The 25607-nt window shown below is 60.1% G+C and carries 27 protein-coding genes, 2 tRNA genes, 1 pseudogene and 1 riboswitch; of the genes and pseudogenes, 10 read left to right on the forward strand and 20 right to left on the reverse strand.

Translation table 11 applies throughout. From position 1 onward, the window contains the following. Positions 1-36: 36 nt before the first annotated feature. Both J9893_RS18075 and katG read left to right on the forward strand, forming a co-directional pair. Positions 37-112 (forward strand) — tRNA-His (locus J9893_RS18075). Between the two features lie 520 nt (positions 113-632). Then, positions 633-2807 (forward strand): catalase/peroxidase HPI, encoded by a 2175-nt coding sequence (gene katG / locus J9893_RS18080; protein WP_210600125.1) that lies wholly within the window; start codon positions 633-635, stop codon positions 2805-2807. 114 nt (positions 2808-2921) lie between these two features. Here the strand turns inward: katG and J9893_RS18085 are convergent, their stop codons facing one another. Further along, positions 2922-3686 carry a DeoR/GlpR family DNA-binding transcription regulator gene (locus tag J9893_RS18085; protein ID WP_128343605.1) on the reverse strand — a complete coding sequence of 255 codons (765 nt, stop codon included), beginning with the start codon at positions 3684-3686 and terminating at the stop codon, positions 2922-2924. A 230-nt stretch (positions 3687-3916) separates the two neighbouring features. On the opposite strand from J9893_RS18085, the gene J9893_RS18090 reads away from it, so the two are divergent. The 3 genes from J9893_RS18090 to J9893_RS18100 all read left to right on the forward strand — a co-directional run bounded on the left by J9893_RS18090 (position 3917) and on the right by J9893_RS18100 (position 5554). Further along, complete coding sequence (locus J9893_RS18090) at positions 3917-4498, forward strand: hypothetical protein (protein WP_210621933.1); 582 nt, start codon at positions 3917-3919, stop codon at positions 4496-4498. 217 nt (positions 4499-4715) lie between these two features. Next, positions 4716-5042, forward strand: coding sequence for a hypothetical protein (locus J9893_RS18095; RefSeq protein WP_201926040.1), 327 nt, complete (start codon positions 4716-4718; stop codon positions 5040-5042). After that, positions 5039-5554 carry a phosphoribosyltransferase family protein gene (locus tag J9893_RS18100; protein WP_167826042.1) on the forward strand — a complete coding sequence of 172 codons (516 nt, stop codon included), beginning with the start codon at positions 5039-5041 and terminating at the stop codon, positions 5552-5554. Before J9893_RS18095 ends, J9893_RS18100 begins: the two co-directional genes overlap by 4 nt. 217 nt (positions 5555-5771) lie before the next feature. Here the strand turns inward: J9893_RS18100 and J9893_RS18105 are convergent. Both J9893_RS18105 and J9893_RS18110 read right to left on the reverse strand, forming a co-directional pair. After that, positions 5772-5859, reverse strand: a tRNA-Ser gene (locus tag J9893_RS18105). A 247-nt stretch (positions 5860-6106) separates the two neighbouring features. After that, on the reverse strand, positions 6107-6562 hold the full coding sequence (locus J9893_RS18110; protein WP_160839247.1) for a YbjN domain-containing protein: 456 nt from the start codon (positions 6560-6562) through the stop codon (positions 6107-6109). A 155-nt stretch (positions 6563-6717) separates the two neighbouring features. On the opposite strand from J9893_RS18110, the gene J9893_RS18115 reads away from it, so the two are divergent. Continuing rightward, entirely contained in the window at positions 6718-8055 is a 1338-nt protein-coding gene (locus J9893_RS18115; RefSeq protein WP_210600123.1) for a flavohemoglobin expression-modulating QEGLA motif protein, read from the forward strand. Positions 8056-8125: 70 nt separating this feature from the next. Here the strand turns inward: J9893_RS18115 and J9893_RS18120 are convergent, their stop codons facing one another. Then, complete coding sequence (locus J9893_RS18120) at positions 8126-8707, reverse strand: thymidine kinase (RefSeq protein WP_010674989.1); 582 nt, start codon at positions 8705-8707, stop codon at positions 8126-8128. Positions 8708-8792: 85 nt separating this feature from the next. Beyond that, on the reverse strand, positions 8793-10373 hold the full coding sequence (locus tag J9893_RS18125; RefSeq protein WP_210600122.1) for a Na+/H+ antiporter NhaC family protein: 1581 nt from the start codon (positions 10371-10373) through the stop codon (positions 8793-8795). An 87-nt stretch (positions 10374-10460) separates the two neighbouring features. Next, positions 10461-10632, reverse strand: a riboswitch (Lysine riboswitch). A gap of 317 nt (positions 10633-10949) precedes the next feature. Between J9893_RS18125 and J9893_RS18130 the strand changes: the two genes are divergently transcribed. Next, positions 10950-11348 (forward strand): H-NS family nucleoid-associated regulatory protein, encoded by a 399-nt coding sequence (locus J9893_RS18130; RefSeq protein ID WP_010674991.1) that lies wholly within the window; start codon positions 10950-10952, stop codon positions 11346-11348. A 79-nt stretch (positions 11349-11427) separates the two neighbouring features. Here the strand turns inward: J9893_RS18130 and J9893_RS18135 are convergent, their stop codons facing one another. The 5 genes and pseudogenes from J9893_RS18135 to J9893_RS18155 all read right to left on the reverse strand — a co-directional run bounded on the left by J9893_RS18135 (position 11428) and on the right by J9893_RS18155 (position 14335). Beyond that, positions 11428-11991, reverse strand: a complete 564-nt coding sequence (locus J9893_RS18135) for a cob(I)yrinic acid a,c-diamide adenosyltransferase (RefSeq protein WP_010674992.1) — start codon at positions 11989-11991, stop codon at positions 11428-11430. Beyond that, complete coding sequence (locus tag J9893_RS18140) at positions 11988-12218, reverse strand: DUF3820 family protein (RefSeq protein ID WP_039038687.1); 231 nt, start codon at positions 12216-12218, stop codon at positions 11988-11990. Before J9893_RS18140 ends, J9893_RS18135 begins: the two co-directional genes overlap by 4 nt. Position 12219: 1 nt before the next feature. Further along, entirely contained in the window at positions 12220-12891 is a 672-nt protein-coding gene (queE, locus tag J9893_RS18145; RefSeq protein ID WP_010674994.1) for a 7-carboxy-7-deazaguanine synthase QueE, read from the reverse strand. 61 nt (positions 12892-12952) lie between these two features. Next, positions 12953-13669: pseudogene (gene queC, locus J9893_RS18150) on the reverse strand (7-cyano-7-deazaguanine synthase QueC); the annotation flags it as partial. A 12-nt stretch (positions 13670-13681) separates the two neighbouring features. Further along, positions 13682-14335 (reverse strand): tRNA-uridine aminocarboxypropyltransferase, encoded by a 654-nt coding sequence (locus J9893_RS18155; RefSeq protein ID WP_174213882.1) that lies wholly within the window; start codon positions 14333-14335, stop codon positions 13682-13684. Between J9893_RS18155 and rrtA the strand changes: the two genes are divergently transcribed. Beyond that, positions 14301-14879 (forward strand): rhombosortase, encoded by a 579-nt coding sequence (rrtA, locus tag J9893_RS18160; RefSeq protein ID WP_223931729.1) that lies wholly within the window; start codon positions 14301-14303, stop codon positions 14877-14879. The genes J9893_RS18155 and rrtA overlap by 35 nt on opposite strands. An 86-nt stretch (positions 14880-14965) precedes the next feature. Here rrtA and pyrF read toward each other — a convergent pair whose 3' ends face one another. The 6 genes from pyrF to cmk all read right to left on the reverse strand — a co-directional run bounded on the left by pyrF (position 14966) and on the right by cmk (position 20236). Beyond that, positions 14966-15664 carry an orotidine-5'-phosphate decarboxylase gene (gene pyrF, locus J9893_RS18165; RefSeq protein WP_111896599.1) on the reverse strand — a complete coding sequence of 233 codons (699 nt, stop codon included), beginning with the start codon at positions 15662-15664 and terminating at the stop codon, positions 14966-14968. Positions 15665-15785: 121 nt separating this feature from the next. Further along, positions 15786-16952, reverse strand: a complete 1167-nt coding sequence (gene lapB, locus J9893_RS18170) for a lipopolysaccharide assembly protein LapB (RefSeq protein ID WP_010674999.1) — start codon at positions 16950-16952, stop codon at positions 15786-15788. Between the two features lie 9 nt (positions 16953-16961). After that, the gene (locus J9893_RS18175) at positions 16962-17246 is read right to left on the reverse strand and encodes a lipopolysaccharide assembly protein LapA domain-containing protein (protein ID WP_042016623.1); all 285 of its coding nucleotides are present in this window, start codon (positions 17244-17246) and stop codon (positions 16962-16964) included. 156 nt (positions 17247-17402) lie between these two features. Then, the gene (gene ihfB / locus J9893_RS18180) at positions 17403-17687 is read right to left on the reverse strand and encodes an integration host factor subunit beta (RefSeq protein WP_005299934.1); all 285 of its coding nucleotides are present in this window, start codon (positions 17685-17687) and stop codon (positions 17403-17405) included. Between the two features lie 92 nt (positions 17688-17779). Further along, positions 17780-19450, reverse strand: coding sequence for a 30S ribosomal protein S1 (gene rpsA, locus J9893_RS18185; protein ID WP_010675001.1), 1671 nt, complete (start codon positions 19448-19450; stop codon positions 17780-17782). Between the two features lie 93 nt (positions 19451-19543). Beyond that, complete coding sequence (cmk, locus tag J9893_RS18190; RefSeq protein WP_041211550.1) at positions 19544-20236, reverse strand: (d)CMP kinase; 693 nt, start codon at positions 20234-20236, stop codon at positions 19544-19546. A 263-nt stretch (positions 20237-20499) separates the two neighbouring features. Between cmk and ribA the strand changes: the two genes are divergently transcribed. Then, positions 20500-21093, forward strand: a complete 594-nt coding sequence (gene ribA, locus J9893_RS18195) for a GTP cyclohydrolase II (RefSeq protein ID WP_210600120.1) — start codon at positions 20500-20502, stop codon at positions 21091-21093. A 66-nt stretch (positions 21094-21159) separates the two neighbouring features. Here the strand turns inward: ribA and J9893_RS18200 are convergent, their stop codons facing one another. Continuing rightward, the gene (locus J9893_RS18200) at positions 21160-22062 is read right to left on the reverse strand and encodes a LysR family transcriptional regulator (protein ID WP_103260270.1); all 903 of its coding nucleotides are present in this window, start codon (positions 22060-22062) and stop codon (positions 21160-21162) included. Between the two features lie 93 nt (positions 22063-22155). Here J9893_RS18200 and J9893_RS18205 point away from each other — a divergent pair, with 93 nt between their 5' ends. After that, complete coding sequence (locus J9893_RS18205) at positions 22156-23409, forward strand: MFS transporter (protein WP_210600119.1); 1254 nt, start codon at positions 22156-22158, stop codon at positions 23407-23409. Here J9893_RS18205 and J9893_RS18210 read toward each other — a convergent pair. From J9893_RS18210 to nfsA, 3 genes are all read right to left on the reverse strand, one after another. Next, the gene (locus J9893_RS18210; RefSeq protein WP_039038695.1) at positions 23394-23948 is read right to left on the reverse strand and encodes a VOC family protein; all 555 of its coding nucleotides are present in this window, start codon (positions 23946-23948) and stop codon (positions 23394-23396) included. The genes J9893_RS18205 and J9893_RS18210 overlap by 16 nt on opposite strands. Further along, on the reverse strand, positions 23942-24706 hold the full coding sequence (locus tag J9893_RS18215) for a hypothetical protein (RefSeq protein WP_010675007.1): 765 nt from the start codon (positions 24704-24706) through the stop codon (positions 23942-23944). The genes J9893_RS18210 and J9893_RS18215 overlap by 7 nt, the downstream gene beginning before the upstream one ends. A gap of 153 nt (positions 24707-24859) precedes the next feature. After that, positions 24860-25585: an oxygen-insensitive NADPH nitroreductase gene (gene nfsA, locus J9893_RS18220; RefSeq protein ID WP_210600118.1), complete on the reverse strand. Its 726-nt coding sequence runs from the start codon at positions 25583-25585 to the stop codon at positions 24860-24862. Between the last annotated feature and the right edge of the window lie 22 nt (positions 25586-25607).

Below are 25607 nucleotides of genomic sequence, written 5' to 3' on the forward strand. Positions count from 1 at the left end.
TGAGTTTGATTACTGTATCGAAGGCAGATTTCAGTGGTGGCTGTAGCTCAGTTGGTAGAGTCCCGGATTGTGATTCCGGTTGTCGTGGGTTCGAGCCCCATCAGCCACCCCATTCTCCCCTCCAGGCTGGGATCAGCCTGATGAGACAGCAGCACGCTGTCTGTTTGGACCGGCCACTGGCCGGTCTTTTTGTTTCTGCGCCGCCCGCTTTTTGGCGCAATGCCCCCACCCCATCCTCTGGCGCTCGGTGCCCTGCTCAGAATGCAATCCGGACCGCCGTCACAAAAATGGGGTTTTCTGCCCCGCTCAAGACACGCCCTCCCCATGCCATGACCCAGCGCAAGTCCAGGTCTGATCCCTCGTGTTATGGATAAAAAGATTGATAACACGGCTGCCAGGGCGCTCCTTCCTTCTCTTATCCCTTGTACAGGAGCAGCCAAATTCGATGGCACCGATTCATCTTTTCGTAATACGGTCATCCCATCCTTAATCAATTAGCTGAAATATAAGGAGTTATTGATAACCCCCCGATGCCGGTCCAAGGCCCAGCCTGTCACATGCCCCGCCGGTTGCAGGAAAAGTTCCCATACTGAGTTGTCTGCATTGCACATGACTGCCAAGGAGAGACAGAGATGAGTGAAGAAAGCAAATGCCCCTTCAACCACACCGCCGGCGTCGGCAGAACCAATCGAGATTGGTGGCCGAACCAGTTGCGGCTGGATCTGCTGCATCAGCATTCCCCCGGCGCCGATCCCATGGACAAGGACTTTGACTACGCCAAGGCCTTCGCCAGCCTGGATTACAAGGCACTCAAGAAAGATCTGGTCAAGCTGATGACGGATTCCCAGGAGTGGTGGCCGGCGGACTTCGGTCACTACGGCCCCCAGTTCATCCGCATGACCTGGCATGCTGCGGGCACCTATCGCACCACCGACGGTCGCGGTGGCGGCGGCCGTGGTCAACAGCGCTTCGCCCCCCTCAACAGCTGGCCTGACAACGTCAACATCGACAAGTCCCGTCGCCTGCTCTGGCCCATCAAGCAGAAATACGGCAACAAGATCTCCTGGGCCGATCTGCTGATCCTCGCCGGCAACGTCGCCCTGGAGACCATGGGTTTTCGCACCTTCGGCTTTGGCGGTGGGCGGCCCGACGTGTGGGAGCCGGATCAGGACGTCAACTGGGGGGATGAAATTGCCTGGCTCGGGGTCGATCCCGATCGGGTCAAGGGCGATCGCGAGCTCACGGCCCCCTTCGGCGCCACCCACATGGGCCTCATCTACGTCAACCCGGAAGGGCCCAACGCCAGCGGCGATTACATGGAGGCGGCCAAGGACATCCGCTCCACCTTCGGTCGCATGGCCATGAACGATGAAGAGACGGTGGCCCTTATCGCGGGCGGCCACACCTTCGGCAAGGCCCACGGCGCCGCGCCCGAATCCCACAAGGGACCAGAGCCGGAAGCCGCGCCTCTGGAGGCCCAGGGCCTCGGCTGGATGAGCGACTTCGGCAGCGGCCATGGCAAGGACACCGTCTCGAGCGGGCTCGAAGTAACCTGGACCAAGACACCGGCCCTGTGGAGCAACAACTTCTTTGAAAACCTGTTCAACTACGAGTGGGAGCTGACCAAGTCGCCAGCCGGCGCCAAGCAGTGGGTGGCCAAGGATGCGCCCGAGATCATTCCCGATGCGCACATCCCGGGCAAGTTCCACAAGCCGACCATGCTCACCACCGACCTGACCCTGCGCTTTGACCCCGAGTTTGGCAAGATCTCCCGCCACTTCTACGAGGATCCGCAGGCCTTCGCCGATGCCTTTGCTCGCGCCTGGTTCAAGCTGACCCACCGCGACATGGGCCCCATCGCCCGCTACCTGGGGCCGGAAGTGCCCAAAGAGGAGCTGATCTGGCAAGACCCCATCCCCGCCGTCAATCATCCCCTGATCGATGACAAGGACGTGGCCCTGCTCAAGGAGCAGATCCTGGCGGCCTCCCTGTCCGTGGCCGAGCTGGTGTCGACCGCCTGGGCCTCCGCGTCCACCTTCCGTGGCTCTGACAAACGCGGTGGCGCCAACGGTGCCCGCATCCGGCTCGCCCCGCAAAAGGATTGGGCCGTGAACCAGCCTGCCCAGCTTGCGAAAGTGCTTCAAGCCCTCGACGGGATACAGCAGACCTTCAACGCTTCCGCCACCGGCGGCAAGCGGGTCTCCCTCGCCGATCTCATCGTGCTGGCGGGCGGCGTGGGGGTCGAGCAGGCCGCGAAGAGAGCCGGTGTCGCCGTGACCGTGCCCTTCACTCCGGGCCGGATGGATGCCTCCCAGGCCCAGACCGATGTGGACTCCTTCGCGGTACTCGAGCCCCTCGCAGATGGATTTCGCAACTACGCGGGCGAGTGCGCGGGCTTCGCGGAGACCATGCTGATCGACAAGGCGCAGCTGCTCACCCTGAGTGCCCCCGAGATGACGGTACTGGTGGGCGGTATGCGGGTGCTCGGCACCAACGCGGGCAACTGCCACGGGGTCTTTACCGCCGCCCCGGGTACCCTCTCCAACGACTTCTTCGTCAACCTGCTCGACATGGGCACGGAGTGGAAGCTGGCGGCTGGCAGCCAGGGAGTCTATGAAGGCCGTGATCGCCAGAGCGGCAAGGTGAAGTGGACCGGAACCCGGGTCGATCTGGTGTTCGGTTCCAACTCCCAGCTGCGCGCCCTGGCAGAGGTCTACGCCAGTGCAGATGCCAAGGAGAAGTTCGTGAAGGACTTTGTGGCGGCCTGGACCAAGGTGATGAACCTGGATCGCTTCGACCTCGCCTGAGGACGCTGGCAGGCGCCCCGTTCCCAACGCCCCGGAAACGGGGCGTTTTTTATGGGCCGCTTCCAACCCCCGGCCTCTCCCCGCTCTTCTCGCGACGGCGCAGCCTGCCCGGCGTCAGCCGGCGGTGATGACGGTGCAGCCCTCCCCTTCGAACGTCTTGACCAGGACCGGATCCTGCCGGGTGCAGATCAGGTAGTCGAGATCCGCAGCGTGCAGGAAGGGGTAGGAGGCCAGGGACTCCAGCTTGTCGTCATTGCACAGCACCGCCAGCGAGCCGCAACGCTCCGCGACCCGGCGCTTGAACTCGCTGTCCTGGTAATGCACGGCGCTGAAGCCGAGATCCGAGGACCAGGCACAGACCCCCAGGAAACCGAGGTCGAAGCGGAACTTTTTGATGCCCTCGGCCGCCGTGATGTCGACGGCCCCGCCGACCAGCGGATCCTGCTCGCCACCGATGAGGATGGTCCTGATGCCGGGTCTCTCCAGCAGCCGGCAGGCGATGGCCGGGCTGTTGGTCACCACCGTCAGACCCTGGTGTTCCGGCATGAGGGAGGCCAGTAGCAGGTGGGTGCTGCTGGCATCCAGGAAGATCAGCTGGTTCGGTTTGACCAGGCTCAGGGCGGCCACGGCCAGGGCCTGCTTCTGCGCCACATGCTGGGTACTGCGTTCGGTCAGGGTCCCCGTCTGGGGCGACAGGGAGATGGCGCCACCGTGAATGCGCTTGCAGCGTCCCTCATCGGCCAGATAGCGCAGATCCCGCCTGATGGTCGCCTCCGTGGTGCCCAGCGGCTCCGCCAGCTCCGCCGCCATCACTTTGTGGTGCGCGGCCAGCAGATCCAGAATGAGGAGCCGTCGCTCCTCCGGTGAATACTTGTCCATGGTGTTCCCTTGTAATGGCCGGGCGTTCATCGCCCGGCCCGCCTCACGCCCCCAGCCTCTGCAGTGCGAGCAGTTGCAAGATGGTGTGCATGACGGCGTCTTCATCGTTCGAGCGGGTGATGAAATGGGCGGCATCCTTGGTCCGTCGTGGCCATTGCGCATGGCGAAACTGAAGTCGGCGCACGCCATCAGCCCGAGTCGTTGAGCCCGTCGCCAAAGACCAGGGTCTCATGGCGACCGGCGCCGCCCAGCTGCTGCAACCTGGCCACCGTTGTCCCCTAGTGCACGCCGGCATTGGCGATGTCTATCCACTGCTTGTCGGACGCCACTATGTAGGCCTCGTCATCACACTCGCCAAGCTGGCCCCGCAGATCCAGGCAGCGGCCCTGCTTGTCTTAGACGGTGATCTTCACAACGTCCGTGGTGATGTCGCCAAAATCGGCGACCGTCTGCACCTGGGTGTAGGAGCGACGCACCAAGGCTTTCAGATGATCCGGCACCTCCTCCCGGATCGCCGCGCAGGCCGCCGTGCAGGCGATGACGATATGCTCGCCCGGCAGACGCGCCAACCGACGGATGATGGCCAGGCCCAGGGCGTTACCCAGCAGCGACTGATAGACGTAGCGCCCCTAGTGCTTGATGCGGGTGGCGCTGTCTTCCAGGATCCAGAAATTCGCGCTCTGCGCCCCCAGCCGCACCTCGACCCGGTCGACCTGTTTTCCCGTGCAGGGCGCAAAATCTATCCCCTGCTGCGCCATGGCGGCAACCACCTCGGCGAACAGGGCTCGGTTGTTATCCCCCCTGCTATATGAGGAAGGTGCCGTCCATGTCCGTGATGATGGGTTTGATCATGCTGTTACCTCGGATGTATGCATTCTGATCGCGGTCATCATATCGCCACAATGAACACATACAAACAAATACAAGAACATTTTTGTTCATATGAACTCGAAATGATCATAGCATGACCTCCTCGCTCGGAGGATCCCAGGCACAGCCCCTCCTTCGACTGTCATCCAAGGAGACCCCATGTTGTCCACACTCTCCAGCCGGCGGCCCCGGGGTGAGCGGCTCGCCACCCGAGCCACCTTCTTCTGCTCGGGCTTTGCCACCGCGGCCTGGGCCTCCATCATCCCCTTCGTCAAACTGAACGCGCAGATAAGCGACGCCACCCAGGACTATGTCGGCGTGCTCTCCAGCCCCTCCCTGGTCGGCTTTGTCGCCGACGCATTCGGTCTGCCGGCTGCCCTCCACGGCGTCGTTTTGCTGATGGTGCTGGCCCTGCTCCTCAGCAGAGGCGTGGGGCTGGCCCCCCGGCCCCCCCCTCTTTCTACAACCTGTCAGGAGCTGCCATGAGAAACCCTGTTTTCGGCGACGTGGTATTAAATACCGAGGACATTGCGCTCGGCGTCGAGGTCATCGCCAAACGGCTCAACGAGCGATTCACGGAGGCGGTGGTGATCACCGTGGTGCCGGGCGGCATGCTGTTTACCGCCGATGTCGTCAGGGCGCTGCGCTTTGATATCGCCATGGACTACATCTCCTGCCCCCACACTCCGGGGGAGCGCCACAATGCCTCTCCCATCGTCTTTCACAACAATGTCGGCATCCAGGGCAGAGACGTCATCCTGATGGACGACGCCATCGAATCGGGGGGTACCATGAGGCGGCTGGTCGCGCACCTGCAGGCGTTCGCGCCACGTTCCCTGTCCATCGCGACCCTGTTTGTCAAACCAGGGCGCGTGGCTATCCCCGCCGAGCAGTTTTATGCCTATGAAATGACGAACGATGATCTGCTGGTGGGCTACGGCCTGCCCTGGGAGCACAAGTACCGGAATATCCCCTATGTCTCCAGGTTGAAGAGATAACGGGACGGGACAAGGTTAGGGAACGATAAACCGATCAGGATAAAACCTGACAGCAAGAGAAGAATTGACCAGACCACGTCCCGGTGTCGCCCGGTGTACGGCCTATGCCACTCCAACAGGGCTAGTCCACCCGCCTGTCGATTCCGGGTAGAGACCAGATTGCCGGTTACCGGAAAAACAAAAGGCCCCGTCTTGCGACGGGGCCTTTTGTTTTATTTGGCGGTGAGGGAGGGATTCGAACCCTCGATACGTTGCCGTATACACACTTTCCAGGCGTGCTCCTTCAGCCACTCGGACACCTCACCAAATTTTTACTGCTTGAAGTGGCTTTCGGAGCGCGCTGCGCGTGCATCTTGCCGACTTCGTCGGTGGGCAGCCTCTCGGATACCGCACCAAATTTTGTCTGTGGTTTAACGTGTTCAGCCAACACGGTATTCGCTGCGCCGTTGCGCTGGAACGGGGCGTAATTTAGGGGAAAGCCCCGCCGCCGTCAACGGCTTTTTAGCCGCAGCGAACCGTTCGCACATTAAACGCACAGTTCAGGTGCTGAGGTCAGTGAACGGATTCCGGTGCGACCTGGATTTCCGGCAGATTGAGGAAGCCAAGGCGTTCACATTCGGAAACCACTTCATGGGTGGCTGCCGTAGTGCTTTCAACGAACAGCAGGAATTGCTCGACGGTGAGACCCGCCTTGGTAAAGACGGTGTGACCCACAACGAGGCGTGGCAGGTTGTCATCGATGATGTCGAGGAACACCTTGAGGGACGGATATTGCATGTTGAGACGACCCAGTTCGGCCACCAGGGGCAGCAGCGATGAGGGGCGCACTTCCAGCTCGGATGAGAACAGCAGCCCTTCCTCTTCCACGAAGATCCGGCTCTCCTGGATGCCCTCGACGGACTGCAGGGAGACCATGTGGATGCCATGACACTGATCGCACACATAGTGCTCGATCCGGGCCTGTTGCAACCAACGCATTATCATTTCAGAGCTGGGGATATTCATCATTTTCACGACACGGTAGAGATCAAGGGGCGCAGTCTAAACCAATTTTCAGACAACCAAAAGCACACAGGCCGGATCCCCGTCGTCTCGCTTCTTTTTGACAGGCCCTGTGCCTATACTCAGCCATTCTCGTAGCGCACTCGCCTCCAAAGAGCCCGATGACCATCCAAGAAAAGTATCGCCTGCACCTCAAATCCCTCTCGGATGAACTGCTCGCCCTGCAAAAACCCATCCGCATCCTGGATGCCATCAAATGGCCCCGTCACCTGCAAAGCGACTTTCTGGCAAGTGGCGGCAAGGCACTGCCCGCCATCGACAGGCACTTCTATGAATCCCTCCCCCTGGGGTTCGATCCCCGCAACAAGTACCTTGAGCTCAAGGAGTTGAGGGACAGGATCCGCCGGCGCCTCGGCCCCCAGGACGATCTCGGCCGGATCCTGCAAGAGACGGTGGATCAGTACATGGTGGTCATCGAGATGCTGCGCCAGCGCGGGCAGCCTGACTTCCAGCGCTACAGTCAGCGGTTCTACGGCTCGGCAAGCGATCACCTGCGCGGGGATCGCAAGACCCTGAAGGAGCTGGGGGCCAGATTGTGCGACATCTTCTCCCTGCCCGGCGCCCGCCATCTGGTGCGCCCCTACCCCAAGGAGTTCGAGGGGGAAGCCGCGGTGGCGAGGTTGCAAGGCAAGCTGTCGAGCTACTTCAGCGACGGCACAGTCCAGGTCAAGCTCAGCGATGGCATCGTCTCCGATGCCGCCGCCGGGGGGGATTACATCAAGCTCAACTCCCACGCCCGTTTCTCGGAGCTCGATCTGCAGGTGCTGGAGGTACACGAAGGCTGGGTTCACGTCGGCACCACCCTCAACGGCCGCCAGCAATCTTACGCCACCTGGCTCGGCGCCGGCTCGCCCCGCATCACCGCCTGTCAGGAGGGGTTGGCAGTACTCATCGAGACCCTCACGTTCAGCTCCTTCCCGGACAGGGCCAAGCGCATCTCGGATCGGGTCATGGCCATCGACATGGCGGAGCGTGGCGCCGATTTCATCGAGGTGTTCCGCCACTTCGTAGCCAAGGGGGCCAGCGAGCACGACGCCTACAAGATCACCCAGCGGGTGTTTCGCGGAGGCATGGTCGAGGGGGGCGCCTGCTTTACCAAGGATCTCTCCTATGTGAAGGGCTATGTGGAGACGGTGAACTTCATTCGCAGCGCCGTGCTGGAGGGGGTGCCGGAGATCCTGCCCATGCTGTTCGTCGGCAAGGTGACCCTGGACGACATCCCCGTGCTCTATCAACACTATCTGGAGGGGCTCATCGACGCCCCCCGCTACCTCCCTCCCATGTTTCGCGACCTCACCGGGCTCTACGTCTGGTTCGGCTTCGCCTCCGGCATGTCCCTGGTGGACATAGGCCGGGTACAGCAGCATTTTCGCCAGCTCTTCCACCGCCTGCCGGCGGCAGACCCCATCATCGCCCCCGTCGACATCGAGATCGACTGACCCCCATAGACAAAGAGGGCGCCAGATGGGCGCCCTCTTTGGTGTCCAGGCTGCACGAGCCAGCCATGGGTTACTTGAAGGCCCGTCCTTCCAGATAGTGCTTGCGGCAGAGCGACACATAGCGATCGTTGCCGCCGATCTCCACCTGCTCACCGTCGCGCATCACCTGCCCCGCCTCGTTGACCCGCGAGTTCATGTGGGCCTTGTTGCCGCACCAGCAGATGCTTTTGAGCTCTTCGAACTTGTCCGCCAGACAGAGCAGGTGGTAGGAGCCGGGAAACAGTTCGCCGCGAAAATCGGTCTTGAGACCATAGGCAATCACCGGAATATCCTGCTCGTCGACGATGCGGGCGAGCTGGTAAACCTGCTCACGGGTCAGGAACTGAGCCTCGTCAACGATGAAGACATCGATGTGCCGCTTTGCGTGGCGCGCCTTGACCATCTCGAAGAGATCGCAGCTGTCGCTGAACACCTCCACTTTCAGCTCAAGACCGACCCTGGCACTGATGACGCCGGCACCGAAGCGATCGTCGATGGCGGGCGTCATGGCCAGCGGATACATGCCACGCTCCAGATAGTTGAAGTGGGCCTGGATGAGCTGGGTCGATTTGCCTGAGTTCATGGTGGCAAATTTGTAGTGCAGTGAAGCCATGATGGGGTTCCGAAACGGGAGTGATGGGGCGCATGCTAACCAAAGCCCCTGCCAAAACCAAGGGGCCCGCAGGCCCCTTGTTCTCTTATGCGACTGCCACGGCGCTATACGCCCGGGCTTTGCGCAAATGGTAACCGGAGAAGATCAGGAACCAGAGCCCGCTCACGGTGAAACCGGCCAGCGCGGAGTGCATCAGCCCCATCACCAGGTAGCCGAGCGCCGCGCCAAAGGCGATGGCCAGGGCATAGGGCAGCTGGGTCATCACGTGATCGATGTGATGGCAACCGGCCCCAGTGGCAGACAGGATGCTGGTGCTGGAGATGGGGGAGCTGTGATCCCCGAACACGGACCCTGCCAGTACGGCGGCCAGCATGGGCAGCATCAGACTGATGTCGCTGGCGGCCGCCATGTCGCCGGCGAGCGGCAGCATGATGCCGAAAGTACCCCAGCTGGTGCCGGTGGCAAACGCCATGGCGCAGGAGAGCACGAAGACCACGGCGGGCAGCACTTCCACCGGCAGATTGCCATTGGCCAGGGAGGCCAGGTATTTACCGGTTTCCACATCGCGCACCACGGCGCCGATGGTCCAGGCGAACAGCAAGATGTTGATGGCGGGCAGCATGGCCATGATCCCCTGCGGAGCCGCCTTCATCCAGTTGCTTGCCCCGAGCTTGAGGCGCATGGCCAGACCGATGGAGACCACCAGGCTGCACAGAGCACCATAGACCAGGGAGGAGCCGACATTGGTGTTTTCGAAGGAGCCGAGCACGCTGAACGGCAGCCCCTTGTCGGCCAGCACAGCAGCCCCGGAGTCAATCATGAAATAGACGGTGGCCAGGGTGAGGGTCAGGATGGGCAGCACCATGTCAATCATGCCGCCATTGCTCTCCTCCGGGCTCTCCATGTCGAGCCCGATGGGGCGCCCCTTGGACTCGTCCCACAGCTTGCTTTCCAGTGCCCACTGCTCATGCTGGCGCATGGGGCCTATGTCGAGCTGGAAGGCGATCACCACCAGCACCATGATCAGGGTGAACACCGCATAGAGGTTCATGGGGATCATTTCGACGAAGGCGGAGATGGGGCTCTGGTCGGTCAGACCATGAGCCGCCATGATGCCGCCGACGAGGGCGATGATGTAGGCCCCCCAGGAGGAGATCGGCATCAGCACGCAGACCGGCGCGGCAGTGGAGTCCAGCAGATAGGCCAGCTTGGCGCGGGAGATCTGGAAGCGATCAGTCACCGGACGGCAGATGGCCCCCACCGACAGGCTGTGGAAGAAGTCGTCGATGAAGAAGGCAAACACCATCAGACCGGTCAGGGACTTGGCACCCTTGCGGGTCTTGGCGCGGCGCTCCGCCCACTCGGCAAACGCCCGGGTCGCACCGGAGACGCTCATCAGGCTGATGAGGCCGCCCAGCAGCAACATGAAGAGGATCATGTTGACGTTGTCACGATTGAGCGCACCGTCGACCCAGAAGATCCTGAGCACGGTATCGAGCATGTAATGCAGGGACGCAAGGGGAGAAAACTGGTTGAGCAGCAAGCTGCCTGCGACTATGCCCACCCCCAGCGACACCAGGACGCGGCGAGTGATGATCGCCAGCGCAACGGCCAGCAGGGGAGGAACGACGGACCAACCGGAGTCGGCGTAATGAACGATGTCCATGATCTCTTTGCACCTAAAGACAACAGGTGGAGATCTACCGAGAGGATCAAAGAAACAAAACCCATGGGGAGGGTATACTCCTCAGCCCCTTCAGGTAGCGCTCCATAGTGGATGACTATGGCAGTCCTGCACCTATTAGATGCAGAACCAGCAACCCGGTATGATGGCCTGGTCACTTCGGCGCCGACTCCTTTCATCGAGCATCGCAGGCATCACCCTCCGCTCGGTTACTCATAGGCAGCGCGCCTCTACTTAAAGGTATTCGCGGCACATTTTATCGAGCCGCCGGGTGATAGCAAGTTTTTTGATTAAATTTCAAGGTTTCTGAGGCGCCCACATCTTCAAAGATAGTCAAATGGTTCATCAAATACTCCGCTGGCGATATTTTCATCTGACATAAACCCATTCGAAGATGTTGGCCCATCAAACGGATAAAAATATCCTTCATACCTATTTCAAGACTTAATTTATCAGCCTAATTAATTATTTGGGCAGGCTTGACTTGGTGCCAAACACCCCTATAAATTATCGAAAAACCAGTTCTTCCCTTAATATTTTGCTCGCGTGGTAGCCAATATGAACGAATTTCTGAAAGTGCTGTTGAATATCCGTAGCCTGCGTGCAGTTTGCCGCGATTTGACGCTGGAACAACTGGAAGAAGGCTTGGAAAAGCTCTCCGCCATCGTCGATGAACGTCGACAAGATGAATCCGCCGAACGCCAGGCCCGTGAAGAGCATCAAAAGAAAATTGCCGAATATGCCGAAATGCTGAGGGCCGCAGGGATAGATCCCGCCGAATTGGTCAACACCGTGGTTCCCGAGAATACCAAGGTCAGCAAACGTGCGCCCCGCCCCGCCAAATATCGTTATCTGGACAATGGCGTGGAAAAAACCTGGACCGGTCAGGGCCGCATGCCCTCGGTCATTGCCAAGGCCGTTGCCGAAGGCAAATCCGTGGAAGCCTTTGCCATCTGACAGCAATATCAGGCCCCTTTCCACAGCAATAAAAAAACCTCGCAAGGCGAGGTTTTTTTATTGCTGCTTCGAGCGGTTGTCAGCCTCTGTCAGCCGCCTTGACCCAGAGGATCTCCGGGGTGCCTGACGATACCAACAAGTATCGGGCGATGGTGAAAAACCAGTCGCTCAGCCGGTTGAGATAGGGCAAAACGGCCGGATTTACCCGCTCTACGCGGCTCAATCCAAGCAGCAGGCGCTCGCAGCGACGGGTCAGGGTACGCACCACATGTGCCTGGGCCGCCGCCCGCGAACCGCTCGGCAAAATAAAATTGCGCAGCACCGGCAACCCGGCACTGTAGGCATCGATCTGTTGCTCGAGCCTGTTCGTCCAAGCCTCGTTCACCTGCCACAGCGCATCCGTTTGCGATTCACTGGAAAATGCCAGCTCCCCGCCCAGATCAAACAGCTCCTGCTGCAACAATATGAGATCGGCCAGGAGTGTGCTCTCCCCGACGGGTATTTCAGCCATCAACAAGCCTATTTGGGAATTCAGCTCGTCGATGGCGCCATAGGTCTCGACACGTTTATCGTCTTTGGCCAGGGAAGTGCCATCGGCAAGTCGCGTGAGCCCTTTGTCCCCTTGCCTTGTATATATTCTCATTCCGACATCCTGTTAATAATGGGAATAATCATGGACTCGAGTCCATTGAGCTTTATCTCGTAGGCCAGTGCCAGAGACTGGCCCAGGGTACCGGCCGGAAAACCGCTTCGCGCCATCCATACCAGATAGGGCTCGGGAATATCGATGATGCGCCGCCCCTTGTATTTCCCGTAAGGCATCTTGCTGGCCAGCGTCAGCAAGATGCGCTCATCGCTGAGTCCATCCATATCAATCGATATTCAGGTATTTATGGGTCTGGATGGAGAGTCGCCAGTTACGGGCGATGCAGGTCGCCATGGCCAGCTCCGTGGCCCTGGCTTTCTGGCTGATGGGTTGCAGCGCAATCATCACATCGGGGCGCAGCCGGGCGGTGGCCAGCAGGGCATCCAGCTCTTCGATATGGTGCTCGGTGGCCACCGGGTGCTTGATCTCGTTGGCCCGCTCCAGTGCAGAGACCAGCACCGGCAACCCACCCTTCATGCCGATCTTGGGGGAAACGGTCACCCAGGTCTGCTCATGGGTCAGCACCTCGCTGGTCCCGCTGGTTTCGATCTGCACCTGATAACCCGATGCCACCAGGGCCGAAGAGAGCTCGCGCAAGTCGTAGAGGCAGGGCTCACCACCGGTCAACACCACGTGACGGGCCCGGTAACCGAGCCGGGTAAAGCTGGCCAGGATATCTTCCGTGCTCATCTTGCTCCAGCCGTCGGACTCATTGGAACGATCGAGCACCTCGCCAGGGGCCACCTCACGCTCGGGGTCCACCACCCAGGTGTGGCGGGTATCGCACCAGGGGCAGCCCACCGGGCAGCCCTGAAGGCGAACGAAGATGGCGGGCAGGCCGGTAAATACCCCCTCCCCTTGGATGGTCTGGAAGATCTCGTTGATTGGGTAGTGCATCTTGGTCACGACTTGCTGCAAAAGGGGCGGATTATACCCCAAACCCGGGCTAGGCACAGGCTCAGGATCCGCTTTTCTCGCCCAGTCCGCTCTTCTCGTAAAGTCTGGCACGGATGCCGGTCTTGTCAGCCAGATAGTGATCCAGGCCACGGCGACGCAGCTCGCAGGCCGGACAGGCCCCGCAACCATCTCCCTGGACACCGTTGTAGCAAGTGAGCGTCTGGTGACGTACGGTATCGAGGTGACCGTAATGATCCGCCAGCGCCCAGGTTTCGGCCTTGTCGAGCCACATCAGGGGGGTTTCGAAGCGGATGGGGCGATCCAGCCCCAGGGAGACCGCCTGATTGAGCGCCTTGACGAAGTCGTCGCGGCAATCGGGATAGCCGGAAAAGTCGGTCTCGCACACCCCGGTGATCACCGCTTCGGCACCCACCTGATAGGCATAGATGGCCGCCAGGGTCAGGAACAGGATGTTGCGTCCCGGCACGAAGGTGTTGGGCAGGCCGTTCTCCTGAAGCTCGAAGCTCACCGTTATGTCGTCCCGGGTCAACGCAGAGATGGCCAGCTCCCCGAGCATGGTCACATCCATTACCTTGTGGGCGGCGATCCCGAGCGCCGTCGCCAGATGGCGGGCGGTGTCAATCTCCGCCCGGTGGCGCTGGCCGTAATCGAAGGTGATGGCATGCACTTCGTCATAGCGGGCCTGTGCCTGCACCAGACAGGTGGTGCTGTCCTGCCCGCCACTGAAGACCACGACGGCTTTTTTCATGTTTTCACTCCTCTGGGCAACTCAACGGCGGCGGCCTTGTGCAAAGTCATGCCACTGCCGGTTCAAATGGGTAAACAGGGTCATCAGCGGGGCGAAGCGCTCAGGCTCTCCTTCCCACCGGGACAACAGATGGTAGCCCGCCTCCAGGGTGGACAGTGCCTCCTCAAAGGGCTTCTTGCGAATGGAATATTGCCCGGCAATGGCGCCGAGGGTGATCCGCGGCAACCCGAGCAGTGCAGGCGAGCTGTGCAACATGCGATAGGCTTTGCGCCAGGTACCATCGAGGAGGATGAAGTGGGCTCGCACGGTGCGTCCACGCCTCAGGAGATGCTCCCTTGCCTCTATCAGGGTCAGGGCCTCCTCATCGGGCCACAGCACGTAGCACTGGACAGCGGGGTCAGCAAGCAGGGTATTGAGCCCTTCATCGTCGGAAAAGTCCTCTCCCACATGGATGCGCACATCGGTCAGGGACGCCGCCAGCAACGCAGCCGTCCCCTTGGGGTGACCTACTTCGGCAGGGTGTTGCAGAATATGGAGCGCAGCCAGGTTCGGCACCCGCTGAATATAATCGCACAGGCACGCTTTGAGGGCCCGGGTACAGCGTGTACAGTATCGGCTCTCTTTGTCGTTGGGCTGCTTCATGTTGTCAGGAAAATCGGGTCTGCTCTGGGTCATCGCGCTTTCGCTCGTCACTGCCTTGCTCTTTTTCACCGTGCCAAATCATCAGCTCGCCTTCGATCGCGACCTGATCGCCCAGGGCGAAGGGTGGCGCATCATAACAGGCAATCTGGCACACACCAATGGATGGCATCTGCTGCTCAACCTGAGCGGTCTGGCCGTGCTCTACAGCCTGTTTCAGGAGTACCTGACGGGATGGCGCCTGCCCGTGCTGTTGCTGCTGCTGGGGACGGCGGTCGGACTCGGCATCTGGTGGGGCTGCCCGCAAACCCAGTGGTACATGGGACTCTCCGGCCTGCTGCACGGCTTGTTCGTATGGGGTGCCATGCAGGACATCCGCTTTCGCCGTCACTCCGGCTGGCTGATGCTGGCGGGCGTCGCCATCAAGCTCGGTGTGGACTTTTACAGTGCCGGCGAGAGCCCTGTCTCCGCCTTGATCGGTGCCAGGGTACACATCGAGTCACACTTCATCGGTGCACTCGCCGGCCTGCTGCTCGGTTTCTTCCCCATTCGTCTGGACGCCCAGGCCGTCCACTCCTGAGCTCCCCATAGGCAAGGCAAGCCCACGGCCAAAATGCAGCAGGCCGGATCTGGGATCCGGCCTGCGCTCATTCGCCCATGACGCCGTTACCGGCAAAGCTCGGCATTGATCGCCCCAAGCATGGCGGCGGGATCCGAGGACTGGGTGATGGGACGACCGATCACCAGATAATCCGCCCCCGCCTCCACCGCTGCCAGCGGCGTCATGACGCGGCGCTGATCACCGGCAGCCGATCCGCTCGGACGAATGCCCGGCGTCACCAGCTTGAATTCGGTTCCCAGCAGCCCCTTCAGCACACTCGCCTCTTCCGCAGAGCAGACCACACCATCCAGCCCGGCCGTCTTGGCAAGGGTGGCCAGGCGGATCACCTGTTCTGCCGGCGTCACATCCAGACCCAGGGGCGCCATGTCGGACTGCTCCATGCTGGTCAGCACGGTTACCCCGATGAGCAGGGGCGCCTTGTCGCCGTATGGCAGCAACGCCTCTCTGGCGGCACGCATCATGCGTTCACCACCGCTGGCATGGACATTCACCATCCAGACGCCCAGCTCCGCACTGGCCGCCACCGCCTTGGCGACGGTGTTTGGAATGTCGTGAAATTTCAGATCCAGGAAGACGTCGAACCCCTTGGCCACCAGTTGGCGAACGAACTGGGGACCAAACAGGGTAAACATCTCCTTACCTACCTTGAGGCGGCACTGGGCCGGTGAGATCTGCTCAATGAAGGCAAAGGCGTCGGCTTCGTGCTGATAATCCAGCGCGACCAGTACTTTGGGGTCTTGCATGTCACTTCCTATGGATTGTTATGCCACAGCCAGGCGCAGCAGAGCCGGGGCCCGGTTGCACGCTGGCATCTGAAATTCTTGGGTATCCGTGCTCGCCCGGGCGTGTTGGCCTCGCTGGCGTTTACTCTCCATCCAGCCCTCGGATCGGCTTGATGGTGCCCCACTGCCGGCAGGAAGGGCATTGCCAGAACAGCGAATGGGTGGCAAAGCCGCACTGACGGCACTTGTGGGTCGACTTGATCTTGATCTGCTCACCGACCAGCTGTTGCAGCAGCTCCAGGCTCTCCTTGGCAGGCCCCTCCTCGGCACTGGCCAACTGGAAACCGACCAGCTGATAGAAGCCCTTCATGGAGGGGTGGCGACGCAGTTGGCGCAGCACCAGGGCCCGGGCCTGGCTCAACCCATCGCGGGCCTCCACCAGATTGGCCAGCGCCAGGGTCACGCTGACCCCCGCATGATCCTCTACCGCTTTTTCAAGCAGCGGGATCAGCTCCTGGCTGCGACCAAGCTGGCGATAGCATTCGAGCAGTTTTGGCATGGCTTCGGAGGCAAAGTCGATATCCTGCTCGAACACCCGCAGGAGCTCCTTGGCCGCATCCTCGAACCTGCCCTCCTCCATCGCCAGATCGGCCAGCCGCAAGCTGGCGCGGGCACAGGCCGGGTGCGCACCGAGCGCACGCTTGAGCTTGGCGATGCCCGCAGGCTTGTCGCCATCGCGCAAGGCACTCTCCGCCTGTTCGCAATAGAAGTGGGATATGGGCTCGGCCAGCTTCTTGCCCTGGAATTTCTGCAGACGCACCGCCACGGCGATGGCATTGTCCCAGTCACGCAACTGCTGATGAATGATCAGGAGCTGTGCCAGAGCCGTCTCTTCGAAATCGCTGTCATCACACAGCTCTTTCCAGAGTGCTTCGGCCCGATCGAGCAATCCGGCAGCCAGAAAGTCACGGGCCAGCTCCTGCAAGGCAAGCTGACGCTGCTCACGGGTCAGCTGACGGGCGACCAGGTTCTGGTGGATCTTGATGGCGCGATCGACCTCGCCCCGTTGACGGAACAGGTTGCCGAGGGAGAGGTGGGTTTCGATGGTTTCGCTATCGACTTCCAGCAGCTGGATAAAGAGATCCACCGCCTTGTCCGACTCGTCAGAGAGCAAATAGTTGAGGCCCGCCACGTACTGGCGGGAAAACTGGTTACTCTGTTGCTGGGTGTCCTGGCGAACACTCCTGCGGCCCATGTACCAGCCATAACCGGCGGCGATGGGCAACAGCAGGAAAAGCAGTTCAAGCATCGAGGGACATTATTCCTTGGCTGTCGACCGGGCAAGCTCCAACTCGCGAGATTGACGACGCATGGTTCGGTTCAGGGTGCGATTTTGCAGTTTGAGACGCAGGAACAGCAGACCAAATACCAGCCAGCCCAGCAGAAAACCGCCGGCGAAGAAGAACCCCAGCAACATGGAGAGCGAGAACTCCCCCTGGGCAATCAGGTAGTTGAACTGCACCAGCTGACCATTTTGAGAACCGATGGCAAGGGTCAGGACAAACACCAGCACCAGTGGAATGAGGGCCAAGATACGCTTCATGGGAGCTCCCTGTCTGTAGCGAATGAGTGACTGATTATCCTTAAAATCACAGGCAGACTCTAGCGCGAATGGGAAAAGAGTGTGAGAAACCCGACAACGGGCAGACTCCAGGCCATAAAAATGAAAAAGGCATACTCAGGTATGCCGTTTTCTGCATTATTCGATGATGTTGACGCGTTCGCGCAACTCTTTGCCAGGTTTGAAGTGCGGGACATATTTCCCGGTCAGTTCAACCTTGTCCCCGGTCTTGGGGTTGCGACCCACGCGGGGCGCACGATAGTGCAGCGAGAAACTGCCAAATCCTCGGATTTCAATCCGGTCGCCGTTTTGCAAGGTCGATGCCATCTGCTCAAGGATCTCCTTGATAGCGGCTTCGACATCCTTGGCCGGCATATGCATGCGGCTGGCTGCCAGTTGTTCGATGAGATCTGATTTGGTCATAAGGTTAAATCTCCTTCCCCGATCACATGCAATAATCATTTTGCCAAGATAAAAAAGGGCGGCGCAATGCCGCCCTTTTCTTGCATCAAGGATTACTCACCCTTGGCGGCTTTGAACGCTTCCATCATGGCATTGCTGAACACAACTTCTTCTTGTTGGTTCAGGCTGTCGATGGCAACACGCTCGTCAGCCTCGTCCTTGGCACGGACAGACAGGCTTACGGTACGGTTCTTGCGATCAACGCCCATGAATTTGGCTTCAACTTCGTCACCAACAGACAGCACCAGAGTGGCGTCTTCTACGCGGTCACGAGCAGCGTCGGAGGCACGCAGGTAGCCTTCTACGCCGTCAGCCAGTTCGATCACGGCACCCTTGGCATCAACCTCGGTAACCTTGCCCTTCACAATAGCACCTTTCTTGTTGTCAGACAGGTACTTATTGAACGGGTCTTCTTCGATCTGCTTGACGCCCAGGGAGATGCGCTCACGCTCCGGGTCCACTTGCAGAACAACGGCTTCGATTTCGTCGCCCTTCTTGAATTCACGCACGGCTTCTTCGCCCTGGTTGTTCCAGGAGATGTCAGACAGGTGAACCAGGCCGTCGATGCCGCCATCCAGACCGATGAAGATACCGAAGTCAGTGATGGACTTGATCTTGCCGGAAACACGGTCGCCCTTGGCGTGAGTTTCGGCAAACAGCTGCCACGGGTTGGATTTGCACTGCTTCAGACCCAGGGAGATACGACGACGCTCTTCGTCGATGTCCAGAACCATCACGTCAACCACGTCGCCAACGTTGACAACCTTGGACGGGTGGATGTTCTTGTTGGTCCAATCCATCTCGGATACGTGTACCAGGCCTTCCACGCCTTCTTCGATTTCAACGAAGCAGCCGTAGTCGGTCAGGTTGGTCACGCGGCCAGACAGACGGGTGGTCTCCGGGTAACGCTTGGCGATAGCAACCCAGGGATCTTCGCCCAGCTGCTTCAGGCCCAAGGATACACGGGTACGCTCGCGGTCGAACTTCAGAACCTTGACAGCGATCTCGTCGCCAACGTTGACGATTTCGGAAGGATGCTTAACGCGCTTCCACGCCATGTCGGTGATGTGCAGCAGGCCGTCAACACCGCCCAGATCTACGAATGCACCGTAGTCGGTCAGGTTCTTGACGATACCCTTAACTTCTTGACCTTCTTGCAGGTTGGCCAGCAGGCTTTCACGCTCGGAGGTGTTCTCGGTCTCGATCACGGCACGACGGGAAACAACAACGTTGTTGCGCTTCTGGTCCAGCTTGATGACTTTGAACTCGAGTTCTTTGTTTTCCAGGTGAGCGGTGTCACGGATCGGACGCACGTCAACCAGAGAACCCGGCAGGAAGGCACGGATGCCGTTCAGCTCAACGGTGAAACCACCCTTGACCTTGCCGTTGATGATACCGATAACGGTAGCTTGCTCTTCGTAAGCTTTTTCAAGCTGCAGCCAGGCTTCGTGGCGCTTGGCTTTTTCGCGGGACAGCTTGGTTTCGCCGAAACCATCTTCGATAGAGTCCAGAGCCACGTCAACGGAGTCACCTACGTTGATTTCCAGCTCGCCCATGGCGTTCTTGAATTCTTCAGCCGGGATAGCAGACTCGGATTTCAGACCGGCATCAACCAGTACGAAACCGTTCTCGATAGCAACGACAGTGCCCTTGACGATGGAACCTTGACGGGTTTCAACGGCGTTCAGGGACTCTTCAAAGAGTTGAGCAAAAGATTCGATCATTGTTTATGTCACAAATGAAACATCCACTTGCAATCCGGCACAAGCGGGGTTGTTTTAAATTATCTGCGCCATCCTTGGTGCAGACGACTGACATCAGTTTGCGCTGACATCACCAAGTTGTTGCTCTGCATAGGCAAGCACCGTTGCCAGCACTGCATCTATGGTCATGGACGTTGAGTCTACAACAAGAGCATCTTCCGCGGGTTTCAGGGGAGCGACGGCGCGATTTCTGTCGCGATCGTCACGTTCCCGAATCTCGGTTAAAAGACGCTCAAAGTTAACATCAAAGCCCTTATCTTGCAACTGCTTATAGCGGCGCTGGGCCCGCTCCTCGGCGCTGGCGTCGAGGAAAATCTTCACATCCGCCTCGGGGAAAACCACTGTACCCATGTCGCGACCGTCGGCGATGAGACCGGGGGCTTGGCGGAATGCACGCTGACGGCGCAGCAGGGCTTCACGTACCCGGGGAAACGCCGCGATTTTGCTGGCCGCGTTGCCCACTTCTTCAGTACGAATGGTGCGGGAAACATCCTCCCCTTCGAGGATCACCTTGACCAGCTCCCCTTCTACCTGGAATTGCACATCCAGATTGGCGGCCAGGGGAACCAATGCTGCTTCGGAATCGAGCTCCACATCGTGATGCAGGGCTGCCAGGGAGAGCACCCGGTAGATGGCACCGGAATCGAGCAGGTGCCAGCCCAGTTTTTCAGCCAGCAACTGGCACAAGGTGCCTTTTCCTGCTCCACTTGGGCCATCAATAGTCATCACGGGGGCCATCTGAGCCATAACGTTTCTCCTGCGCACTCGGCATCTTGACTGGTTGCACACATCCCTGTCGGGATGGGGTAATGGGCGCCGATTATACCCGAATGCGCCGTCGCTGGCAGTTGTCAGGGCACACAATTGCGCAAAAGTCGTCGTGATTGCACCTATTCTGACCAATCGGGTTAACCCACTTCTCACGCAAGGTTTTGTTCTTATGGTTGTTCCGGACAATGCGCGCTAAACTGGCCGCCCTTTTTTAAGCAGCTGTAGTCAGGAGCAACCATATGAGCAGCGTTACCCTCGTGGCCAAATCCAAGTTGCCGACCCCCTGGGGCACTTTCACGCTGGTTGGTTTTCAGGAAACCGGCCCGGGCAAGGATCATGCCGCGCTGGTGATGGGCGATATCGCAGACGGCGAACCCGTGCTGGGACGCATTCATTCCGAGTGTCTGACCGGGGATGCCCTGTTCAGTCTGCGTTGTGACTGCGGCTTCCAATTGCAGGCCGCGCTGGAAAACATCGCCAAGGCGGGTCGCGGCGTCCTGCTGTATGTCCGTCAAGAAGGGCGAGGCATCGGCTTGCTCAACAAGATCCGGGCCTATCATCTGCAGGATCAGGGGGCCGATACCGTGGAGGCCAACGTGGCGCTTGGCTTTGCCGCCGACATGCGCGACTACACCATCTGCGCCGACATGCTCAAGGCGCTCGAAGTCAAGTCCCTGCGCCTGATGACCAACAACCCGCGCAAGTTGAAGGCAATGGAATCCTTTGGCATCCCGGTGGCGGAGCGCGTGCCCCTTCAGGAAGGTCGCAATCCCCACAACGAGTTTTATCTCTCCACCAAGGCAAACAAGCTGGATCACCTGTTCAAGAAATAAGGTTGCATCCACCTTGTCAGCATACGCCTCCAGATTGGAGGCGTTTTTATTGGTGATACCACTGAATCATTCAGTATCTGTAGCGTAATGATGAGACACATCCCCTTGCGCCAGCAAAAAATCCCGCAACGCTCGGTTCGCCATGGAGAGCGGATCCCCCCGTCGCCAGGCGACGCAGAGATCCAGGAAGATGGGGGGTGAAAAAGGGATGCCGGTGAGGGCTGGCTCCTCTTCCAGCGCCATGCGCAGGAAGGTGGTCACGGCGAATCCCTGACGCACCACAGCCTTGAGCAGCGGGATGAGATTGCTTTCGAACGCGATGTCAGGCTCTACCCCCAGCCCCTGCGCCAACACCTCCATGTGTTCCCTGTGGTAGAAGCCTCGTCGGAACATGGCGAGCTCCTGGCTGAAGAACTGTGGCAGCGAGACCGCCTCAGCGCCGCGCAGGGGGTGCTCCTCCCCCACCACCATCAGCATCTCTTCCCGCAGCAGTTGCGCCCCCTCGAGGGCCGGTGGCAGATCGCTGGTGATGAGGATGGCGAGATCCAGACTGCCATCCACCATGCGGCTGAGCAGCTCCCGGGTGCCCGCCTCCTCCACCCGGATCTTCAAGCCGGGATAGCGATGCTTGAACGCCATCAGGATTGGCGGGAAGTAATAGGATCCCATCATGTAGGGGATACCGATGCGCACCTCCCCCCGCTCCAGCCCCTTGAGCTCGGCCATCTCGGCCTCGGCCTGGTGCATCTGGCGCAGCAGCCGTTCGGCGTGGCGACAGAGGACCTCTCCCTCCGGGGTGAGGCGCACGCTGCGGTCCTGCCGGTCAAACAGCCGCAGATCGAGCTGCTGCTCCAGCTTGGCGATGGCCATGCTGACGGCAGGCTGGGCCACGTTCAGCCCCTGGGCCGCCCTAGTGAAGGAGCCGGCATCGCGCACCGCCAGCAGGTATCCGAGCTGTTTCAGATCCATATCAATTTCATTTATCAGGGTAATAACTTAAATATATTATATTTATACGTCTCGTCGCACTACCCTGCACAAAAGTCGTCGGGACAACTCCATATGATCGAAGTAGGCAGTCGCGAATGGATACGCGCCACCCTGGCCCTCAGCCTGGGCTCCTTCCTGGTATTCCTCAATCTCTACCAGACCCATCCCCTGCTGCCACTCCTGGCAGAGGTTTTCTCGGTCAGCGCCCTGTCCGCCAGCTGGACGCTTGCAGGCTGCACCGCAGGGCTTGCAGGCTCCCTGCTCGTCTGTGCCCGTCTGGCTGATCGGTTCGGACGGCGGCGGATCATGCTGTGGACCCTGGCGGCCGCCATCCTGCTCTCCCTGTGCATCCCCTGGGTCACCCACTTTGATGTGCTGGTGAGCCTGCGCATCCTGCAAGGCGTCCTGCTGGCAGGGCTGCCCGCCACCGCCATTGCCTACATGGGGGAAGAGTTCAGCAAACGTGCCCTCATCGTAGCCGTCGGCGTCTATATCGCGGCCAACTCCCTGGGGGGCATCGCGGGCCGGGTGGTCGGCGGTCTGCTGGCTGGCTGGTTTGGTGACTGGCAGCACACCTTCCTCGGTATCGGGATCATCAGCCTCGCCCTGCTGCCACTGGTTATCTGGCTGCTGCCCGCCCAGCGCTGCTTCGTGGCCGTGGAGGCAGCGCCTGGGCAACTGCGCCGCGCCATCCAGAGCCACCTTGGCAACCCCTTGCTGGTGGGGGCCTATCTCATCGGCGGCCTCAACTTCATGGTCTTCCTGAACCAGTACAGCTATCTCACCTTTCTGCTGGCCAAGGCCCCCTTCTCCCTGCCGACCCAGTGGCTCGGCATGCTGTTTCTGACCTACCTCACCGGTACCGTCGCCTCTTCACTGAGCGGCCGCGGGGCCCATCGCTGGGGAGCACAACGCCTGCTGCTAGCGGGAATAACCTTGATGGCACTCGGCAGCCTGGCCCTGTTGCAGGGGAGCCTTGTCGCCATCATCGGGGGATTGCTTGTCTCGAGCTTTGGCTTCTTCCTCGCCCACGCCTGTGCCAGCGCCTGGGTCGGCCAGCACGTGGAGCACAACCGGGCGCTCGCCTCGTCGCTCTATCTGGTGGGGTACTACCTGGGAGCCAGTCTGGGCGGGCTTTATCTGCATCTCTTCTGGGAGCAGGGGGGGCTCTGGGGTCTGGTACTCGGCATCGAGCTGGTGTTGATGATCACCGCGGGGTTGAGCCTCTGGCTCGGTCACTTGAAAGGACGTGTGGCGCCCGCTTGTGCGTTGACGCCACAGGGTCAGGCTCCCGTCAACGGGCCCTCCCCTCACAGACCGTCATAATAGTCCGCCGGTACCGGCACTACGGCGCCGGTGCACAGCTCTTCGTCTATCACCTCGTCAAGCGAGCGCAGATGAAACTTGATCTGCCCAGAAGGCAGCATCAATCCTATATCCGGGTTGCGTCCGTCATCGATGTTGCCGGTCTTGAAGGGGACATCGGGATGCGTCGCCACCAAGGCCGTGAGCGAGGGCACCACCAGCTCGATATGTTCGAGCCCGGCCTGATGGCTTCGGCCCGCCTTGGGGGCGGCCAGTTCGATACAGGGGACAGTCACCTGCTCCCAGCAGACGGGCTGGTGCAGGCGATAGGTGGCGATGGGACGCCCGCCTATCATCCCCTCCACCAGCAAGACTCCGTGGGCGGCCAGCACCGCTTTCAACTCCAGATATTCCGGCAGGGTGGCAGCGCGGTAGCAGAGGTGATCCACCACGGGGGAGCCATTGACTCCCATGACGGCACGCATTTCCGTGAGCAGTTGGCAAACAAATGGGGCCATGGGCCCCAGTGTGGAATCCAGGGGATGTGACATGATCACCATTTCTTCTTGGGTTGGAACAGGACGTCCAGTTCGTCCGTCTCTTTGTCCTTGATGTTTTGCAGCTCCTTCTCGCTGTGCTGCTGCAGGTGTTCTTCCAGCTGGCGCATCCCCTGACGCATGTCCTCTTCCCGCGCCAGCAGGTAGGGATCCTTGTCGGTGACATTGGCCAGCGCCCCCAGCCCCTTGGTGTAGAGCTGGCGGCAGGTGCCGTACTGCCCCTGGATCTGGGCATCCATGGCCCGCTTGAGCAGGTTGGCGATGTTGATCTTGAGCTGCATCAGCTCGAGGCGGCGATCCTCCTGGGCAAAGCCCTGGGGATCTATCTTGCCCTTGTTGTGCTCGACCCGCAGCACGGCACGCATCTTCTTGGCCAGTTGCAGCATCTGGATCGCCTGGCGGTCGGACTCCGGCGTCTTGAAATGCCCCTCGTCCTGGCTGCTGTAGTTCTCCTGCACATTCTTGATCTGAAGCTGGACATCGGCGATGCGCTGCTTGACCTGCGCATTGGGCATCACCAGCGCGATGGCGCGGTAGGCATCCAGGATCCGGTGTTGCAACAGCAGCACCATGTTTTTGGAAAAGGGCACCAGGTTGACGTTCAGCAACACCTCTTCGGTCTCGTCTGCCACCGCCTTGTGACGGGCAATGGCCTGGCGCTTGTCCGATTCGGCCTTCTGCTTGTATTGCTGCACCACGTTATAGGCGATGACCAGAAACAGGAGTGCGCCGATTGACAGCAATATCAGGGTTAAAATCATAGGGTGTTCACACTCCAGTCCCAATCCAATTGCGAGATCCTACAACAGCTTAGCCTCATAGGGTAGCGCCCAGATCCCGTATTGCCTCACAAGAACGCTCGCAGGCGGTGACCGCATCCGGTGCGTCATGCTCCATATCGCCCGCCGCCCCCATTACTTGAGACAAAAACCCTTCGACTGCAGGAATCCCAGCATGAAGGGCCTCGCCTCCTTGCCCAGGATCCCCCTGATCTGTCCGCTCCAGGTCTGATCCTTGTTGTTGCTGCTGCGGGCCTGGTAGTAGTCGTGGATCTGCCCGTCATACCGGGCCAGCAGGGCGCGGTCCAGGGTGGCAGGATAGCGGTTCTCGTGCACCACCAGCGCCCGGGGCAGCCGCGGTTTTTGCTCCGGCCGCTGGGCGGGATGACCCAGGCAGAGGCCAAACAGCGGGATCACCTGATGGGGCAGACCCAGCACCTCGCTCACCTCCGCCGGATTGTTGCGAATGCCGCCGATATAGACCCCGCCCAGCCCAAGTGACTGGGCCGCCAGCAAGGCATTTTGCGCCATCAGGGCGCCATCGATGGCCCCGATCATGAGCTGCTCCACAAAGCCGGTGCGGGCCTCCGGCACTATCTGGCTGTGACGATGGTAGTCGGCACAAAACACCAGAAACTCCGCCGCCTCGACCACATAGGCCTGATGGCCGGCCAGCTCCGCCAGGGTGACCCGCAGCCCCTTGTCGGTGACCCGGATGATGCTGTTGGCCTGGAGGAAGCTGGAGCTCGCGGCGCTCTGGGCGGCGCTCAGGATCTGATCCAGTTGCTCTGCGCTGACGGGCTCTGGGGTGAACTGGCGAATGGAGCGATGGGAAAGAATGAGATCGATGGTCGGGTTCATGGTACCTCCGGGATGAAGGCCA

Source organism: Aeromonas sp. MaB10011B (genome assembly GCF_017939325.1).
Lineage (GTDB): Bacteria > Pseudomonadota > Gammaproteobacteria > Enterobacterales > Aeromonadaceae > Aeromonas > Aeromonas caviae.